The organism is Streptosporangium sp. NPDC004379, from assembly GCF_042873875.1.
GTDB lineage: Bacteria > Actinomycetota > Actinomycetes > Streptosporangiales > Streptosporangiaceae > Streptosporangium.
In genome coordinates, this window is sequence record NZ_JBIAMC010000045.1 from 1 (window position 1) to 1155 (window position 1155).

Here is a 1155-nt window from a genome sequence, read left to right on the forward strand (position 1 = left end):
CGCTCGCGCACCACCCGCTCCATCCGGGCCAGGCCCAGACGGACCTGGTTCTGGATCAGCTCGCCGACCGTGCGCAGGCGGCGGTTGCCGAAGTGGTCGATGTCATCGGTCTCGACCACGATCTCGGCGCCGGCCGCGCCGGGCATGGAGACCTCGCCCGCGTGCAGCTTGACGATGTACTCGATCGTGGCGACGATGTCGTCCTCGGTCAGCGTGCCCTGGGTGATGTCGGCGTCGACCCCGAGCTTCTTGTTGATCTTGTAGCGGCCGACCTTCGCCAGGTCGTAACGCTTGGAGTTGAAGTACAGGTTCTCCAGCAGCGCCTGCGCCGACTCACGCGTGGGCGGCTCACCCGGACGCAGCTTGCGGTAGATGTCCAGCAACGCGTCGTCCTGGCCGGCGGTGTGGTCCTTCTCCAGCGTGGCGCGCATCGACTCATACCGGCCGAAGCGCTCCAGGATCTGCTCGCTCGTCCAGCCCAGCGCCTTGAGCAGCACCGTGACCGCCTGCTTGCGCTTGCGGTCGATGCGCACCCCGACGCTGTCGCGCTTGTCGATCTCGAACTCCAGCCAGGCGCCCCGCGAGGGGATCACCTTGCAGCCGTACAGGTCCTTGTCGGAGGTCTTGTCGACGCTGCGGTCGAAGTAGACGCCCGGGGAGCGGACCAGCTGGGAGACCACGACACGCTCGGTGCCGTTGATGATGAAGGTGCCCTTGCCGGTCATGAGCGGGAAATCGCCCATGAACACGGTCTGGCTCTTGATCTCACCGGTGGTGTTATTGATGAACTCCGCCGTGACGAACATCGGGGCGGAGTAGGTCATGTCCTTGTCTTTGCACTCATCAACGGAGTACTTGGGCGGCTCGAACCGGTGGTCGCGGAACGACAGGGACATGGTCCCGGAGAAGTCCTCGATGGGACTGATCTCCTCGAAGATCTCTTCGAGGCCCGACTGGGCCGGAACGTCCTTGCGCCCGGCCTGGCGAGCCGCCTCGACCCGCCCCTTCCACTTCTCGTTGCCCAGCAGCCAGTCGAACGACTCGGTCTGCAGGGCGAGAAGGTCGGGAACCTCAAGCGGTTCCTGGATGCGTGCGAACGACACACGACGGGGACCAGCGGGTACGGCGGAGGCGTTGCGCGAGGCTGCCAACAGA

The 1155-nt window shown here is 65.5% G+C and carries 1 pseudogene; it reads right to left on the reverse strand.

Annotation, left to right across the window (positions count from 1 at the left end):
* A pseudogene (locus ACFYSC_RS36850) lies at positions 1–1151 on the reverse strand (DNA-directed RNA polymerase subunit beta); the annotation flags it as partial.
* Between the last annotated feature and the right edge of the window lie 4 nt (positions 1152–1155).